Source organism: Enterobacter sp. Ap-867, assembly GCF_011752855.1.
Taxonomy (GTDB): domain Bacteria; phylum Pseudomonadota; class Gammaproteobacteria; order Enterobacterales; family Enterobacteriaceae; genus Cedecea.
On record NZ_VWWS01000005.1, the window covers coordinates 1 to 15,368 of the forward strand.

General features: G+C 54.3%; 15 protein-coding genes, 2 tRNA genes and 1 rRNA gene. 12 read left to right on the forward strand and 6 right to left on the reverse strand.

The annotated features are described in order from the left end of the window. The first annotated feature begins 4 nt into the window (after window positions 1–4). The 3 genes from rrf to dkgB all read left to right on the forward strand — a co-directional run bounded on the left by rrf (window position 5) and on the right by dkgB (window position 1,234). A 5S ribosomal RNA gene (gene rrf / locus F3J26_RS12880) occupies window positions 5–120 on the forward strand. Window positions 121–175: 55 nt separating this feature from the next. Further along, window positions 176–252, forward strand: a tRNA-Asp gene (locus F3J26_RS12885). A gap of 175 nt (window positions 253–427) precedes the next feature. Next, on the forward strand, window positions 428–1,234 hold the full coding sequence (dkgB, locus tag F3J26_RS12890; protein WP_008457256.1) for a 2,5-didehydrogluconate reductase DkgB: 807 nt from the start codon (window positions 428–430) through the stop codon (window positions 1,232–1,234). Window positions 1,235–1,240: 6 nt separating this feature from the next. On the opposite strand, the gene yafC is transcribed toward dkgB, so the two are convergent. Then, window positions 1,241–2,143 (reverse strand): DNA-binding transcriptional regulator YafC, encoded by a 903-nt coding sequence (gene yafC / locus F3J26_RS12895; protein ID WP_166994239.1) that lies wholly within the window; start codon window positions 2,141–2,143, stop codon window positions 1,241–1,243. A 104-nt stretch (window positions 2,144–2,247) separates the two neighbouring features. Here yafC and F3J26_RS12900 point away from each other — a divergent pair, with 104 nt between their 5' ends. From F3J26_RS12900 to F3J26_RS12910, 3 genes are all read left to right on the forward strand, one after another. Then, on the forward strand, window positions 2,248–3,423 hold the full coding sequence (locus F3J26_RS12900) for an MFS transporter (RefSeq protein WP_166994241.1): 1,176 nt from the start codon (window positions 2,248–2,250) through the stop codon (window positions 3,421–3,423). A gap of 146 nt (window positions 3,424–3,569) precedes the next feature. Then, window positions 3,570–4,373 carry an endonuclease/exonuclease/phosphatase family protein gene (locus F3J26_RS12905; protein ID WP_008457262.1) on the forward strand — a complete coding sequence of 268 codons (804 nt, stop codon included), beginning with the start codon at window positions 3,570–3,572 and terminating at the stop codon, window positions 4,371–4,373. A 71-nt stretch (window positions 4,374–4,444) separates the two neighbouring features. Beyond that, window positions 4,445–5,212 (forward strand): class I SAM-dependent methyltransferase, encoded by a 768-nt coding sequence (locus F3J26_RS12910; protein WP_008457263.1) that lies wholly within the window; start codon window positions 4,445–4,447, stop codon window positions 5,210–5,212. A gap of 46 nt (window positions 5,213–5,258) precedes the next feature. Here the strand turns inward: F3J26_RS12910 and mltD are convergent, their stop codons facing one another. Both mltD and gloB read right to left on the reverse strand, forming a co-directional pair. Then, the gene (gene mltD / locus F3J26_RS12915) at window positions 5,259–6,629 is read right to left on the reverse strand and encodes a murein transglycosylase D (protein WP_166994243.1); all 1,371 of its coding nucleotides are present in this window, start codon (window positions 6,627–6,629) and stop codon (window positions 5,259–5,261) included. Window positions 6,630–6,699: 70 nt separating this feature from the next. Then, window positions 6,700–7,455, reverse strand: coding sequence for a hydroxyacylglutathione hydrolase (gene gloB / locus F3J26_RS12920; RefSeq protein ID WP_166994245.1), 756 nt, complete (start codon window positions 7,453–7,455; stop codon window positions 6,700–6,702). A gap of 35 nt (window positions 7,456–7,490) precedes the next feature. On the opposite strand from gloB, the gene F3J26_RS12925 reads away from it, so the two are divergent. After that, window positions 7,491–8,255, forward strand: a complete 765-nt coding sequence (locus F3J26_RS12925; protein ID WP_166994247.1) for a methyltransferase domain-containing protein — start codon at window positions 7,491–7,493, stop codon at window positions 8,253–8,255. Here the strand turns inward: F3J26_RS12925 and rnhA are convergent. Next, complete coding sequence (gene rnhA, locus F3J26_RS12930) at window positions 8,209–8,685, reverse strand: ribonuclease HI (RefSeq protein WP_039290486.1); 477 nt, start codon at window positions 8,683–8,685, stop codon at window positions 8,209–8,211. The genes F3J26_RS12925 and rnhA overlap by 47 nt on opposite strands. Window positions 8,686–8,751: 66 nt before the next feature. Between rnhA and dnaQ the strand changes: the two genes are divergently transcribed. After that, a complete protein-coding gene (gene dnaQ / locus F3J26_RS12935) occupies window positions 8,752–9,483 on the forward strand; it encodes a DNA polymerase III subunit epsilon (RefSeq protein ID WP_008457272.1) in 732 nt (243 codons plus the stop codon). 134 nt (window positions 9,484–9,617) lie between these two features. Further along, window positions 9,618–9,694 (forward strand) — tRNA-Asp (locus F3J26_RS12940). 112 nt (window positions 9,695–9,806) lie between these two features. Here the strand turns inward: F3J26_RS12940 and F3J26_RS12945 are convergent. Together F3J26_RS12945 and F3J26_RS12950 are read right to left on the reverse strand one after the other, a co-directional pair. Beyond that, window positions 9,807–10,730 (reverse strand): DMT family transporter, encoded by a 924-nt coding sequence (locus F3J26_RS12945; protein ID WP_008457273.1) that lies wholly within the window; start codon window positions 10,728–10,730, stop codon window positions 9,807–9,809. Between the two features lie 146 nt (window positions 10,731–10,876). Beyond that, window positions 10,877–12,370 carry an NCS1 family nucleobase:cation symporter-1 gene (locus F3J26_RS12950; protein ID WP_166994249.1) on the reverse strand — a complete coding sequence of 498 codons (1,494 nt, stop codon included), beginning with the start codon at window positions 12,368–12,370 and terminating at the stop codon, window positions 10,877–10,879. A 143-nt stretch (window positions 12,371–12,513) separates the two neighbouring features. On the opposite strand from F3J26_RS12950, the gene F3J26_RS12955 reads away from it, so the two are divergent. From F3J26_RS12955 to puuE, 3 genes are read left to right on the forward strand one after another with little or no spacing between them, the layout of a single operon-like run. Continuing rightward, window positions 12,514–13,227 carry a GntR family transcriptional regulator gene (locus tag F3J26_RS12955; protein WP_008457275.1) on the forward strand — a complete coding sequence of 238 codons (714 nt, stop codon included), beginning with the start codon at window positions 12,514–12,516 and terminating at the stop codon, window positions 13,225–13,227. A gap of 2 nt (window positions 13,228–13,229) precedes the next feature. After that, a complete protein-coding gene (gene hpxA / locus F3J26_RS12960) occupies window positions 13,230–13,967 on the forward strand; it encodes an allantoin racemase (protein WP_008457276.1) in 738 nt (245 codons plus the stop codon). Window positions 13,968–13,984: 17 nt separating this feature from the next. Continuing rightward, window positions 13,985–14,941: an allantoinase PuuE gene (gene puuE / locus F3J26_RS12965; RefSeq protein WP_166994251.1), complete on the forward strand. Its 957-nt coding sequence runs from the start codon at window positions 13,985–13,987 to the stop codon at window positions 14,939–14,941. Window positions 14,942–15,368 lie beyond the last annotated feature (427 nt).

Sequence of the window (15,368 nt, forward strand, 5' to 3'; positions counted from 1 at the left end):
TTTGCCTGGCGGCCGTAGCGCGGTGGTCCCACCTGACCCCATGCCGAACTCAGAAGTGAAACGCCGTAGCGCCGATGGTAGTGTGGGGTCTCCCCATGCGAGAGTAGGGAACTGCCAGGCATCAAATTAAGCAGTAAACCGGAGCAACAAACCGGTGGTTGTAGAAAAATTCGGTGGAGCGGTAGTTCAGTCGGTTAGAATACCTGCCTGTCACGCAGGGGGTCGCGGGTTCGAGTCCCGTCCGTTCCGCCACTTATTTAAGCCCTGAGTCTTAGACTCAGGGCTTTTTTGTTTTTAAATTTCATCACACACGACGGCATTGTTGCTGATTTAGCAAAAATCTTCTGCATTTATCTGCCTTTTTCATCAAAGTTCTCCCCTGCATACTCTGCCTCATACAAACGCACACCCTATAATGAGGTTAATAATGGCAATTCCTGCATTCGGTCTGGGCACTTTCCGCCTGAAAGACGACGTCGTCATCGCATCGGTTAAAACTGCGCTGGAACTGGGCTATCGCGCAGTAGACACTGCTCAAATCTATGATAATGAAGCGGCTGTTGGTCAGGCCCTGGAAGAAAGCGGTATTCCGCGTGATGAACTGTTTATCACCACCAAGATCTGGATCGAAAATCTGAGTAAGGACAAGCTGATCCCAAGCCTGAAGGATAGCCTGGCGAAACTGAATACTGATTATGTCGATCTGACCCTGATCCACTGGCCATCACCAAACGACGCCGTACCGGTTGCTGAATTTATGCAGGCGCTGTTGTCGGCGAAAGAAGCGGGTCTGACTCGCCAGATTGGGATTTCGAACTTTACGGTTGAGCTGATGCAGCAGGCCATTGACGCCATTGGCGCTGAAAATATTGCGACTAACCAGATCGAACTGTCGCCATACCTGCAAAACCGTACCGTTGTTGAGTGGGCAAAACAGCATAACATCCACATCACGTCTTACATGACGCTGGCGTATGGCAAGGCACTGGCAGACGAAACGATTGGCCGCATTGCACAGAAGCATCAGGCGACCCCTGCTCAGGTGATTCTGGCGTGGGCGATGGCTCTGGGTTACGCAGTCATTCCTTCATCTACCAAACGTGTGAATCTCGAAAGCAACCTGCAGGCGCTGAACTTGAAGCTGGATGCAGAAGACATGGCGGCTATTGCTGCTCTGGAATGCAATGACCGCCTGGTGAGCCCGGAAGGGCTGGCACCTAAGTGGGATAACTGATCCTGATTACGGCCCTGCATGGGGCCGTTTTACTGCGTCACTCAGAAAATCAATAAATGCACGAATACGTGTACTGACCGCCCGGTCGCTATAGTACACCGCACTGAAAGGCATATTGACCGGCAAAAGTTTATCGGCAAGCACCTCAACGAACTCTCCGCTCTCAATCTCTTTATCAATCATAAAATCCGACAGGCAGGCAATGCCGTTTCCCGTCAGGCAGAGCTGCTTAAGTGTCTCGCCACTATTCGAAGATAACCCAGGCTTGATCTCAAAAAGCTGCCCATCCGCTTGTGAAACAGGCCAGCGGTTAAGAGATGACGGTTCGGTAAAGCCCAGGCAGACATGATTCACCAGATCGGCGACAGACTCTGGCGTACCGTGTACAGCCAGATACTCAGGCGAAGCAATAATCTTGCGATAACTGCTAAAGAGCGGCCGGGCACGCAAGCTTGAGTCGGTTAAATTGCCCACGCGGATCGCCACATCGACTTTGCGTTCGATGAGGTTAATGAAGGTTTCTGAAGAGACTAGCGAGAGCGTCATTTCCGGGTAGCGTTCGCGGAACGGTTTTATCAGCGGCATCAGTAAATGCAACATTACCGGCGTTGCGGCATCAATGCGCAATAATCCCCGCGGCGTTTGCTTACTTTCCATCACTTCATTTTCGGCTGCGGCCATCGCCTGCAGAATCTGCTGCACGTTACGGAAGTAGCGTTCACCTTCCTCCGTCAGGCTCAACTGCCGGGTTGTGCGGTTGAGCAGGCTTACTCCCAGCTTCATCTCCAGCTTTTTAACCGTTCTGCTTACCGCAGAGTTAGCCTGTCCCAGTTGTTCTGCTGCGCGGCTAAAACTCCCGCTTTCTACTACGGCAACGAAAATCGCAAGTTCTTCCGATGTAGCCTTCATTGTTGCTCCACAAGCAAAATTCTATTGAGATTTTACATATTTTTGTTATTTAAGCATCCCGCCATACTGCGTGTCATCAAAAGACACCTGTTATGGAGTAAATTATGCCTCTGGCGCTTCTGGCACTGACAATCAGTGCTTTCGCAATCGGTACTACCGAATTTGTGATTGTCGGGCTTGTGCCGACCATCGCTGAACAACTCGCGATCTCCGTGCCGTCGGCTGGATTGCTGGTTTCTATCTATGCCCTGGGCGTAGCCATTGGCGCGCCTGTCCTGACCGCTTTAACGGGTAAATTGCCGCGTAAACAGCTGCTGATTGGGCTAATGGCTCTCTTTACAGTGGGCAACGTTATTGCCTGGCTGTCGCCTAATTACGAGACCCTGGTTGTGGCTCGTCTACTAACTGGCCTGGCGCACGGCGTGTTTTTCTCTATTGGCTCGACGATTGCGACAAGCCTTGTGCCTAAAGAGAAAGCAGCTTCGGCGATTGCCATTATGTTTGGTGGCCTGACGGTAGCGCTGGTGACCGGCGTGCCATTAGGCACTTTCATCGGGCAGCATTTTGGCTGGCGTGAAACCTTCCTCGCGGTATCGGCTATTGGCGTGATCGCGTTAATCAGCAGCATGATCCTTATCCCGAAAGATATTCCTAACCGTGCGATAGCGGGAATAAAAGAGCAATTACAGGTCCTGACGCATCCGCGTCTGGTACTGATCTATCTGGTTACTGCTCTGGGCTATGGTGGCGTGTTCACCGCCTTCACCTTCCTTGCTCCAATGATGCAGGATCTGGCCGGCTTCTCACCTTCTGCGGTTAGCTGGATCCTGCTCGGTTATGGCGTATCGGTGGCTATCGGTAACATCTGGGGTGGGAAACTGGCGGATCGTCACGGTGCGGTGCCGGCCCTGAAGTTTATCTTTGCTGCTCTGGCTGCGTTACTTCTGGTCTTCCAGTTCACAGCGCATTCACATGTTGCTGCCTTGCTGACGATTTTGGTGATGGGCGTTTTTGCTTTCGGCAATGTGCCGGGATTACAGGTTTATGTTGTCCAAAAAGCTGAACAATATACGCCCAACGCGGTAGATGTTGCCTCTGGGCTCAACATCGCGGCTTTTAACGTAGGGATTGCCCTGGGCTCTATTATTGGCGGTCAGACTGTACAGAACTTCGGCCTGGCGCAAACGCCCTGGATTGGCGCCGTGATTGTTGTTCTGGCACTGCTGTTAATAGGCTTAAGTGGCCGACTCGATAAGCAATCACGGGTTGCCATCGGTTAAGTTTTATCCTTCCGGAGCGTGATTGTTTACGTTCCGGAAAGGCAATGGTTTGTAATGGTCGTTGAAAGTCTGCGCTAAAGTCCCTATAACTGAAAGATAGCCTGCGAGCTGCAGGCAAGTTGAGTTACTGAGGTCGTTAGCCAAACGTGCACAAGAATACCTATGCCATGAGATATGTAGCCGGACAGCCAGCAGAGCGCATTCTGCCTCCTGGCTCGTTCGCGACTATCGGCCAGGCATTACCCCCCGGTGAACCTTTACCCGGTCAGGACACAATTCGCGTTCTGGTGTGGAACATCTTTAAGCAGCAGCGGGCCGACTGGCTTTCAGTGCTGCAAACCTTCGGCAAAGACGCACATCTGATGTTGCTCCAGGAAGCGCAAACGACGCCTGAGCTGGTCAGGTTTGCGACTTCTAACTATCTGGCTGCCGACCAGGTTCCTGCCTTCGTTTTACCCCAGCATCCTTCTGGTGTGATGACGTTGTCTGCAGCCCATCCGGTATATTGCTGCCCGCTGCGTGAACGCGAGCCGATCCTGCGCCTGTCTAAATCAGCTTTGGTCACGGTCTATCCGCTGCCAGACGGGCGCATGTTGATGGTGATTAATATCCACGCCGTCAATTTTAGCCTCGGTGTCGATGTCTACAGCAAGCAGTTGGGGCCTATTGGAGACCAGATAGGGCATCACAACGGGCCGGTGATCATGGCCGGTGATTTCAATGCCTGGAGCCGTCCACGCATGAACGCGCTCTTCCGCTTTGCCCGCGAGATGACGCTCCGTGAAGTCCGCTTTACTGACGATCACCGCCGCCGGGCGTTTGGTCGCCCTCTTGATTTTGTGTTCTATCGTGGCCTGAACGTCACCGAAGCTTCGGTGCTGGTGACTCGTGCATCAGACCATAATCCGCTACTAGTTGAATTCCGTCCCGGCAAGCCTGAGCTGAAATAAGGTTCGTCAGGTCTGCCGTTGGGCAGACCTGTGCGCTGCCCTTTTTCTCACTTAACCGCAAGGACATAACGATGACAACGCAATCCCATCACGACAAAGTTGGCCAGCAGTTTGGATCTCAGGCCAGCGCCTATTTGACCAGTACGGTTCATGCTTCCGGGCGCGATCTGGAGCGGCTTAGCGCAAGGCTGAATGACTTCCCTCATGCCACGCTCCTGGACATGGGATGCGGGGCAGGGCACGCCAGCTTTATTGCCGCGGCTAAAGTGAAATCGGTGGTGGCTTATGATCTGTCCGAGCAGATGCTGGCGGTCGTTGCTGAAGCGGCAACAACGCGCGGAATAGCGAATATCGCGACGCGTCAGGGATACGCGGAATCATTGCCGTTTGACGACGGTATTTTTGACGTGGTGATCAGTCGCTACTCAGCGCATCACTGGCACGATGTTGGCCAGGCGCTGCGCGAAGTAAAGCGCGTGCTTAAGCCCGGTGGTATTGCCATCTTTATGGATGTGACCTCGCCAGGCCATCCGGTTAAGGATATCTGGCTGCAAACGGTCGAGGCGCTGCGAGATACCTCGCATGTGCGTAATTATTCCAGCGGAGAGTGGCTTAGCCTGTTCAATGAGGCGGGCCTGGTCACGCACAGCGTGTTGTGTGACAGGTTGAATCTGGAATTTACCAGCTGGATCGCCAGAATGCGCACGCCGATAGTGTTATCGGACGCAATCCGCGCCTATCAAAAAAGCGCCTCGGACGAGGTGAAACAATACTTTGAATTGCAGCGGGACGGCTCATTCACCAGCGATATCATCATGCTGGAAGCGCGAAAGGCGTGAGGTAAAAAAGAAAAGGCACCGTAAGGTGCCTTTTTTGTTCTGGCTATCAGGTATCCGGCGAGCTGTTGCCGCTGACAAACAGCGTCAAACGGTCACCCGGTCTCAGGTCATCGGTACCGCTGTTCCAGCGCATCACATCTTTGATGTTCACGCCGTGACGTTTAGCAATACTCGACAACGAGTCGCCTTTGCGCACCTGATAGGTGATGCTGCTGTTATCAGCCAGCTGCGTGGCGCCACCTTTCACGCTGAGCGTCTGCCCAACTTTGAGGTGCGAGCCGCGCAGGTTATTCCAGCTCTGCAAATCCTTAGTATTCACACCCAAGCGTGAAGCAATGCTGGACAGAGTATCCCCTGAACGCACTTTATAGGATTTGTTGCCACCCGCGTTGAGACGGTTATCCGCCACCAACGTTGGCTGTAAAGCATCGATTTCACCTGAAGCCAGAGAGGCTTTCAGCTGCTCGGCATGCTTTTTCGGCACCATCACATAGCGCTGATTTTTTCCAACGGTGGTGCTTTTCACGCCGGCGTTGAAGGTCTTCAGGTTGGTGAGCGACATGCCTGCCATTTCGGCGACCTGCGTTAACTCAACCGGACTGCTTACTTCAACACGCGCCAGCGCGCGGCTTTCATCCGTTGTCGGCAGACGTACGCCGTACTTCTGACTGTTTTTGAGTATGTCACTCAACGCCAGCATTTTCGGTACGTAGATCTTTGTTTCACGTGGCAAAGCCAGCGACCAGAAATCGGTAGGTTTACCCCGCGATTTGTTCGCTTTAATAGCATTCAGCACGCGGCCTTCACCGCTGTTGTACGCCGCCACGGTCAACAACCAGTCGCCGTCAAACATCTTGTTCAAACGCTGCATCATATCCAGTGCGGCAGTGGTGGAAGCCACTACATCACGGCGTGCATCGTACGCTTTGGTCTGCTTCAGACCGTAATTGCGCCCCGTACTTGGGATAATCTGCCAAATGCCTGCGGCATTTGCACCAGACGTCGCGTGGGGGTCAAAAGCGCTCTCCACTATGGGTAGTAGTACTAGTTCCATTGGCATGTTGCGTTTCTTAACTTGCCCGGCAATCCAGTACATATACGGCTCTGCCCGTAATGTTACATCGTGGAGATAGCTCTTATTACTCAGGTACTTCTGTTTCTGTTCGCGGATACGGATGTTTTCCGGTATCCCCATCTTTAGCTCGTTGCCGATGAAGTTCCACAGGTTTTGATCTTGCGCGAGGAAGGTTCCATCATCCATCCATCGCGCGGAGGTCGCTCGACCCGTGTACTTTCCTGCTTCACCTTGACCAGCTGCAGACAGACTCTGTGCGTGCTGTTGAATGTTGGCATCATGCTTTGACGCTTGGCACCCGACAAGCAAGACAGAGGCGAGTAGTATCGCTTTTGCCTTCATGTGTGTGTCAATGGTTGCTTAAAAGACGAGCGATGATACCGTCGCCTTTTCGACAACACAACCAGAATATTCAGAAGCTGTCCTTCTTTGTCCTTAACCAGGCGAATATCTCATGGGGTTGTTGCAAGTTTGTTTCTTTTTTTATTTCTTCTTTTAAAACAACATCTTCAGTGCGTAAAAAAATATTTATTTCACGTTCAGTTTGCAGGGAAGACGGCAATGTTGAATGATTTTTTGCGCGTAACTCCTTAACTTTTCGATAGTATCCCGTTAAATGCTCATCATGGGGTAGAATACTTAAGGCAAACTTTATGTTCGATTCCGTATACTCATGTGCGCAACAAATCAGTGTATCGGCGGGGAGTTCATTAAGCTTTTGAAATGAATTAAACATCTGATCTGCCGTGCCTTCAAAAAGCCTTCCACAGCCGCCTGAAAACATTGTGTCGCCGCAAAATAGATAAGGAAAACTAAAAAAGGAGATATGTCCTAAAGTGTGACCAGGTGTTGCTATCACGCGAAATTCACGCCCAAGCAGACTAAACTTATCCCCTTCGCCCACGATCTGAGTGGCGCCTTTCTGCCGGGTTTTCTCCGGGCCGTAGACCTTAATCTTCGGAAACTTGTCCTTTAATTGCTGAACGCCACCCACATGATCGGCATGATGATGGGTCAGCAGAATGGCCTCTGGCTGCCAGCCGTTTTCCTCTATTCCCCTCAATACCGGTGCGGCGTCGCCAGGGTCAACGATCACACATTTTCCCTGCTCGTTATTAAGCACCCAGATGTAGTTATCCTGGAAGGCACGAATACTGTTAAGATTCATAGTTCAACCTCTCTATGGCCATTAAGAAGGTAGTGATGAAACCGGCAAGGATACCTGAGATTATCACTTCCCCCCATCATTGGGCGCAGCTGCGGTGGGGAGAACACTATCGGGATGCGCTCGAAGAGCAGCTCCGCCCGTGGCTGGCGAAAATGTTCGGCTTTCACTTATTGAAAATTGGCAACCTGAGTGCGGAAGTGAACACCGAAGCGTGTGCGATTTCGCATCAGGTTAATGTGGCCCTGCAGGGTGAACACCTACAGGTTAATGCCGATCCTCTGCACTTGCCTTTTGCGGCGAAGTCGGTGGATGCTTGCCTGTTGGCCCACACGTTACCCTGGTGCCCTGATCCCCACCGCCTGCTGCGGGAAGTGGATCGTGTCCTGATCGACGACGGTTGGATCGTGCTCAGCAGTTTTAATCCCATTAGCTTGCTGGGGCTGGGGAAAATGGTCCCGTTCCTGCGTAAGCGTGTGCCTTATAATAGCCGAATGTTTACCCCCATGAGGCAACAAGACTGGCTGTCGTTACTGAATTTTGAAGTGATGTACCGGCGCAGTTTTCAGGTCCTGCCCTGGCATAAGCAAGGTGGGCGTTTGCTGAGTACGCATCTGCCGGCGCTGGGCTGTATGCACGTTATCGTGGCGCGAAAACGCACGCTGCCGCTGACGCTGAACCCAATAAAAAGCCGCAAAGCGAAAAATCAGATTCGCTCGGCGGTAGGGGCCACGCGGCAGTACCGCGAAGCCGTTGCTAAGGTGCCGCCGCGTCCGGCTGATAACCCACATCCTCATGAGTAGGGCGGGAGGCTGCGTTGCGCGCCAGTTCGTCGCAGCGTTCGTTCTCCGGGTGGCCAGCATGCCCTTTGACCCATTCCCACTTAATCTGGTGATGGCTCAGGGCGGCGTCCAGGCGCTTCCATAAATCGACGTTTTTCACCGGCTTTTTATCTGCCGTCTTCCAGCCGCGTTTTTTCCAGTTGTGGATCCACTGGGTAATGCCCTGGCGGACGTATTGGCTGTCGGTGCTGAGGACCACATCGCAGGGTTCGATCAGCGCCTCAAGCGCGACGATAGCGGCCATCATTTCCATGCGGTTATTGGTGGTGAGACGAAACCCTTCGCTGAAGATTTTCTCGTGCTGCTTGTACCGCAAAATTGCCCCGAAGCCGCCCGGCCCTGGATTCCCCAGGCAGGAGCCATCGGTGAAAACTTCTACCTGTTTACGCATCTCTGGTAGACTTCCTGTGATGAAAACGTCAAGTCTGACACAAACGAGCGCGATGAGCACAGCTATATGATTTCTACCCCCACCAGACAAATAGTCCTCGATACCGAAACCACCGGTATGAACCAGATCGGTGCTCATTATGAAGGGCATCGCATTATCGAGATCGGTGCGGTTGAAGTGATCAACCGTCGCCTGACGGGCAACAACTTCCACGTCTACCTCAAGCCCGACCGGCTGGTGGATCCGGAAGCCTTTGGCGTTCACGGTATTGCGGACGAGTTCCTGGCGGATAAGCCGACCTTCGATCAGGTTGCAGACTCGTTCCTCGACTACATTCGCGGCGCCGAGCTGGTCATTCATAACGCCTCGTTTGATATCGGCTTTATGGACTACGAGTTCAGCAAGCTGCGGCGCGACATTCCTAAAACGGATACCTTCTGTAAGGTAACCGACAGCCTGGCAATGGCCCGTAAGATGTTCCCGGGCAAGCGGAACAGCCTCGATGCGCTCTGCTCTCGCTATGAAATAGACAACAGCAAACGTACGCTGCACGGCGCATTGCTCGATGCCCAAATCCTGGCCGACGTTTATCTGATGATGACCGGCGGGCAAACGTCACTCAAATTTTCTATGGAAGGTGATGTGCAGCAGCAGCAGGGCAGCGGCGGCATTCAGCGCGTGGTACGTCGTGCAACAGGTATGCGGGTGATCCACGCCAGTGATGAAGAGCTGGTGGCCCATGAATCGCGCCTTGATTTGGTGCAGAAGAAGGGCGGCAGCTGCCTCTGGCGCAGCTAAAAATAGCCAAAACGAGTTAAAAATCACCACTCAGGTGATTTTTGCGGCAAACGGTTAATTTTATGATAAAAAGCGTTGACGGTTATCGGGGCAATCCGTAATATCCGCTTCGTTCCCGACGGGGAACAAAACGCGGAGCGGTAGTTCAGTCGGTTAGAATACCTGCCTGTCACGCAGGGGGTCGCGGGTTCGAGTCCCGTCCGTTCCGCCACAATTCAGAAGGCCTGAGTCAGCAATGACTCAGGCCTTCGTCGTTTCTGTCTTTCTTAAAAATCCACCTAACCCCCGCGCCGCAATCGCGCAAGGGCTGGCTGAAACCACCTCTAGTGCCTGCTGGCCAACGCCACGCCTACCAAAATAGTCGCAATCCCGATGATATGGAAAAGATGCAGCGTTTCGCCGAGAAATACCAGCGACAGCACTACGCCAAAGACTGGGATCAGGTGAATGCTAAGCCCGGCACGTGCGGCGCCGACGGCTTCCACGCAGCGTCCGTACAGCAGATAGGAAACAAAAGAGGGGAATGCACCGAGGAACACGACCGCTGAAATCGTCATGGTATTCCAGTGTGGCACAGCCCCGGTGCTCATTTCATGCAGCCACAGCGGCAGCGTCACCACCAGCGCGATAGCCACCTGAACGCCCAGCAGCCCCATGCGGCTAATATCGGAAGGAATTTTTCGGATCCACAGCGTATACAGCGCAAAACAAGCCATGGCCGCCAGCAGCATCAGGTCACCCGATGAAAACGCCATTTGCAGCAGCCCGTGGATATCGCCCTTAAAGATAATAAACAGCACGCCGCAGCAGGAAATTGCCAGGCCGACCACCTGCTTAACGCTGAGCTTGTGCCCAAAGAATAGCGCACCAAACAGCATAATCAGCACCGGTATACAGGAGTTAAGCAACAGCGCGTTGGTGCTCGAAGTGTGGTGCAGGCCGATATAGACCAGCAGGCTAAAGCAGACGATCCCCGTCACCGACACGGCGACAATCCAGCCCAGATACTCCCGGTAGCGACGAAAGTCTCTTTTTATATAAGGCAGCGCAAACGGCAGAATCACTATGAGCGCCACCAGCCAGCGCATAAAGGTGAGCCCCACCGGGGGAATATCATTGCGAACGGCTTTGCCGACGATGTAATTGCACGCCCAAAGCAGCGGCGGAATGGTGAACAGGAGCAAAACATACCAGGCCGACGGCTTATGGGGGGCAGCCTCAGTGGCCGACTTCTTACTGCTGAGCAAGGGACTCTCCTTTGACACGGAATTTTGCTGGAAAGGTCGAAGGGAGAATATATCACTCGTGCTGGGCCAGCCGTCGTCTCAGAGAAGAAAAAGAGTATGTCTGGAAATGAAAAAGCCTGAACCCCTTCGGGCCCAGGCCTCAATGTTTACTCTTTGGAGGTGGCGACGCGGCCAGCAAAACCGGCAGCAACGCTGACTTTTTCGCTACGGGCCAGCCAGCGGTAGCAGCTCAGGCCGAGGAACACGCCGATAAACCAGCTGAAGTTGGCGACTTCATGCAGCGAAGGAATAAAGCTGATGGTCAGGCAAACGGCAACCGAAGGCACCAGGGCGATAATCGCTTTCGGGTTAAAGCCTCGGCTGTACCAGTAGCGGCCTTTCGGCGTGTCGTTAAACAGATCGTCGACGTGAATTTTACCGCCTTTCACCAGGTAGAAGTCCGCCAGCAGGATGCCGAACAGCGGCCCAATGAACGAGCCCAGCACATCCAGCGTGTAGTGGATAAGTTCCGGGGACTGGAACAGGTTCCACGGCGTCAGCAGCACAGAACCCACCGCGGCGATCATCCCACCCGCACGGAAGCTGATCTTCTGCGGAGAGCAGTTAGAGAAGTCGAACGCCGGAGAAACAAAGTTCGCCACGATATTGATCCCGATAGTCGCGGTGATCATCGTCAGCAGGCCAATCGCCATCGCGAGGCTGTTGCCGATATGGCTCACGGTTTCGATCGGGTCGGTGATCATTTTGCCGAACAGCGACTGAGTACCGGACACAATCACCACGGTGACAATAGAGAACAGCAGGAAGTTAAACGGCAGGCCCCAGCGGTTGCCGCGGCGGATCTCATTCATGCTTTTACCGTAGCGAGAGAAGTCGCCGAAGTTCAGCAGCGGGCCGGAGAAGTACGACACCACCAGCGCGGTGGCGGTGATCATCTGCCACACCTGCTCGCCGGAGCTAAGCTGTTTGCTGGCTAAGGTAAAGGAGATCCCATCGAAGCCGGTCTGATACAGGATCCAGCCTGCCAGCGCCATCATCACGATGTATACCGCAGGGCCCGCGATATCAATAAAGCGCTTAATCGCATTCATCCCGTGCCAGAACACCATCGCCTGCAGCACCCACATAATGCCGAAGCAGACCCAGCCGAGCTGAGACAGGCCGAGGAAGCTGACGCTGGTCATCGGCGCAAGCGTTGGCCAGAACTTCAAGAGCACCAGCATTAAAGCGTTAGCGGCCAGGTAAGTTTGTATCCCGTACCAGGCGAAGGCGATAAGCCCGCGGATCACCGCCGGAATATTCGCGCCGAAGACGCCGAAAGCCTGGCGGCAAATCACCGCGTAAGGCACGCCCGCCATCTGGCTGGGTTTGGCGACCAGGTTGGCACAAAACTGCACGATGCAAATCCCTGCCAGCAGGCAAATCAGTACCTGCCAGCTGGCAAGCCCGAGCGTAAAGAAGCTGGCTGCCACCACGTAGCCGCCCATGCTGTGTACATCTGACATCCAAAACGAAAAAATATTATACCAGGACCAAGTCTGGTGGCGGGTTGGGGCCAGGTCATCGTTGCACAGGCGCGGGCTGTAGCCGGCGTTGGCATTCTCTTTCATGGCTGGGGCGTTGTTCTCTATACCTGGCATGGGATCTGCTCCTATAAAAACAGAAGATGGATTACGTCTGCCATAGGTATTGCAGGAACCAGGCCAGGTTTGCATTTCTTGTATTCAATTATCAATGATATTGTATACAAATAAAGGGTGCCTGGTGCTAACAGGAGAGGTGAATGAAACGTGATTTCGGGGTGACAGCCCCAGCAGAACTGCATGATAAAGAAGCCGTTATCTGGCAATCGCTGATGACGGCGATGGTCGAACACCAGCTGCCGCCGGGCAGCAAACTGCCGGAAGAAGCGCTGGCGGACGTTTTTGGCATTAGCCGAACCGGGATCCGTAAAGTCTTAACGCGCCTCGCAACGGTGCAAATGATCACCCTGCTGCCCGGGCGTGGTGCATTTGTGGCGATGCCGGACGTCGAAGAATCAAAAGCGATCTTCCAGACACGCTCTGTCCTCGAATGCGCCAACCTGCCTCATGTCCTCGAGCATCTTCAGGCGCCGCACCTGGCCGCGCTGCGTAAAATCATCCAGCAGGAAGAAAAAGCGCACCGCGACGGAGACGGGCCGGCGGCCATCCGCCTTTCAGCGGCGTTTCATATTCAGCTGCAGGCTATCTCCGGCAATGCCGTGCTGACGGAAATGGTCACCAGTTTGACGCACCGCTCCTCGCTGGTGATCGCTGCCTGGGGCGCGCCGTGGCAGCGGGGCTGCCGCTGTGACGATCATGAACACCTTATCGATCTGCTGCGTAAAAAAGACATTGAGCCGCTGACCCTGGCGATGAAGCACCACTTCGATCACATTGTTTCCAGCCTGCATTTTGAGCGCAGCGGTGAAACCACCCCAGACTTCGCCCGCCTCTTTGGCACCCGACAGGAATAACCATGCCCCAGCCTATTATTCAAGTGATCAACCCCAATACCAGCCAGGCGATGACGCACACCATTGCTGAAGCCGCGCGTAGCGTTGCCGCCCCCGGTACGCAAATCCTCGCGACCTGTCCGGAGCAGGGCGTGGAGTCAATAGAAGGGCACTTTGACGAAGCCATTGCGGCCATCGGTGTGCTGGAACAAATTCAGCAGGGCAAAGCACAGGGCGCGAGCGGGCACGTCATCGCCTGCTTTGGCGACCCTGGGCTGCTGGCGGCGCGTGAGATAGCCAGCGGGCCGGTGATTGGGATTGCCGAAGCGGCCATGCATATGGCCACGATGGTCGCCACCCGCTTCTCTATTGTCACCACGCTGCCACGCACGGTGATCATCGCCCGCCATTTGCTGCAGCAATACGGCTTCGAGCATCACTGCGCGGCGCTGCATGCCATCGATCTGCCCGTGCTGGCGCTGGAAGACGGCACCGGGCTGGCCCAGCGCATGGTGCGTGAGCGCTGTATTCAGGCCAAAAAAGAAGACAACAGTGGGGCGATCGTGCTGGGCTGTGGCGGCATGGCAAACCTGGCGAAAGAGCTGACCGAAGAGATCGGTATCCCGGTTATCGACGGCGTCACCGCGGCGGTGAAGCTGGTGGAGTCGCTTGTTGCGCTGGGGATCGGCACCAGCAAATTTGGCGATCTCGCTTATCCGAATAAAAAGCCGCTTTCCGGCTCTTTTGCTCGCCTGGGTTAAAGTTGAAGAGGCCAACTATGACGGAAGAACAAAAGCGTAATCGCTACCCTTTTACCGAAAACTACCCGCGCGATCTCGCCGGTTATGCCGGCAATCCTCCCCATGCGCAGTGGCCGAACGGCGCGCGTATTGCGGTTCAGTTTGTCCTGAACTTTGAAGAAGGGGCGGAAAACAACGTGCTGCACGGCGACAGCGGCTCGGAACAATTTCTCTCCGACATCATCGGGGCGGCCAGTTTCCCGGACCGCCATATGTCGATGGACTCCCTGTACGAATACGGCTCCCGGGCAGGGTTCTGGCGTATCCATAATGAATTCCAGAAGCGCGGTCTGCCTCTGACGGTGTTTGGCGTCGCCATGGCGCTGGCCCGCAACCCGGAGATCGTGGCCGCGATCAAAGCCGCTGACTACGACGTGGTCAGCCACGGCTGGCGCTGGATCCATTATCAGAATATGGACGTTGCCACCGAGCGCCAGCACCTGCATCAGGCGATGGAAATCCTGGAGGATCTGTTCGGCTCCCGCCCGCTGGGCTGGTACACCGGGCGCGACAGCCCTAATACCCGCAGGCTGGTGGTTGAGCACGGCGGTATCCTGTACGACAGCGATTACTACGGCGACGATCTGCCTTTCTGGAGCAAAGTGGCCTGCGAAGACGGCAGCACCAAACCTCACCTGATCGTGCCGTACACGCTGGATACCAATGACATGCGCTTCGCCACCGCGCAGGGGTTCAATACCGCCGAGCAGTTTTACACCTACCTGAAAGACAGTTTTGACGTGCTGTATGAAGAAGGCGACACGGCACCGAAGATGATGTCTATCGGCATGCATTGCCGCTTGTTAGGGCGACCGGGCCGTTTCCGGGCCTTGCAGCGTTTTCTGGATTACGTGCAGCAACATGAAGGGGTGTGGATTTGCAGAAGGCAGGACATTGCCGAGCATTGGGTGAAGACGCACCCGTTTGTTGAATGATGTTATTGGCCTTCCCATTCTTTTGTGGATGCCATTTTTATACAGATATGTCTTTGAGGCTCGTTTCTGAGATATTTGTTACTTTGTTGCTGTTCAGTTCACCCGTATCTCTGCTTCCCCCTGCACGTTCCGAGCACGGGGAACGTGTCAGGGAGATAACGCCATCCCCCGAACAGCCCCGGCGCCCGGCGAGCTCAACCCCGCCTGAGTTGGGTCATAGCCGGAGGCTGAGAGCGTCGGGAACGCATCTCAGCCGACCGAGGACTGGGAGATAAAACGGAGGTCTGCCGATTCAGCGGTCGATTTATTTCGCCGGGAGTCCGGGTTCTTAGGGGAGTGACGGTGACTCCCCTAAGACGTTCACCTGTATGGTGGCAACATATGAAGCGGTATTTAAGGTGAACGGAACACGACATGGGCTTTCATA